The organism is Roseibium sediminis (assembly GCF_008711325.1).
Taxonomy (GTDB): domain Bacteria; phylum Pseudomonadota; class Alphaproteobacteria; order Rhizobiales; family Stappiaceae; genus Roseibium; species Roseibium sediminis.
The window spans coordinates 1-887 of record NZ_VXDB01000090.1 but is presented as its reverse complement, the minus strand read 5'-3'; the positions used below and the strand labels follow the sequence as shown (position 1 = coordinate 887).

At 56.1% G+C, this 887-nt stretch carries 1 protein-coding gene; it reads right to left on the bottom strand.

The window, feature by feature from the left end:
• Window positions 1-90: 90 nt before the first annotated feature.
• Window positions 91-801 carry an IS6 family transposase gene (locus tag F0155_RS23190; RefSeq protein WP_150526931.1) on the bottom strand — a complete coding sequence of 237 codons (711 nt, stop codon included), beginning with the start codon at window positions 799-801 and terminating at the stop codon, window positions 91-93.
• Window positions 802-887 lie beyond the last annotated feature (86 nt).

The following is an 887-nucleotide window of genomic DNA, read 5'->3' as shown; positions in this document are numbered from 1 at the left end:
CCAACATGGCACATCACGATGCCGGATGGTGGAGCTGTCCACACCATCAACTTGTTGAATTTAGGGTGCAGCCCCCCTTCTGGGCGGAATTCAGGCGTTCATTTCTCCAGTGTAATCTTGCCATAATGCGAATGCGTCTGCCCTTGCGTGCCGGTATGAAGGTGCGGACAGTTTATATCGACGCGGCCGGAAGATCGTGTTGATCTGATCATGGGCTGACAGAAATCGTTGGGCTTGGCGGGCTGACTTGAACCGGCCCATGATCTTCTCCCGTTTCCGTGTCGGACGGTGGGAATTCTCAATCCGGTTATTCAATCCCTTGGGAGCGGGTGGACCAGCATCGGGAGCAAGGGCCCGAACCGGCTTGGTGTAGCTGCGCAGCTTGTCGGTCACCACGACCCTTGGCTCGCCAAATTGCGTAACCAGCGCGCTAAAGAAACGCTTGGCCGCTTTTGCGTTTCTGCGAGATTGCACCAGGATATCCAGCACGTCTCCATCCCCGTCAATCGCCCGCCAGAGCCAGTATTTCACGCCGCCAATGACGATCACCGCCTCATCCAGATGCCATTTGCTATTGGGCTTTGGCCGGTCCCGGCGAATGCAGCGCGCAAAATGTCGGCCGAACCGGTTCACCCACTTGCGGATCGTTTCCCGGCTGACACAAATACCCCGCTCTGCCAGGAGGTCTTCAGCATCCGCCGTACTCAACGCAAACCGGTGATAGACCCAGACCGCATAGGAAATGATCGAACGGGGAAAACGAAACCCCTTAAGGCATGGAAAATCAAGACGCTCAAACATCAGAGCGATCTACCAAAGCCGCGCACGATCAACAAGTTGATGGTGTGGACAGCTCCACCATCCGGCATCGTGATGTGCCATGTTGG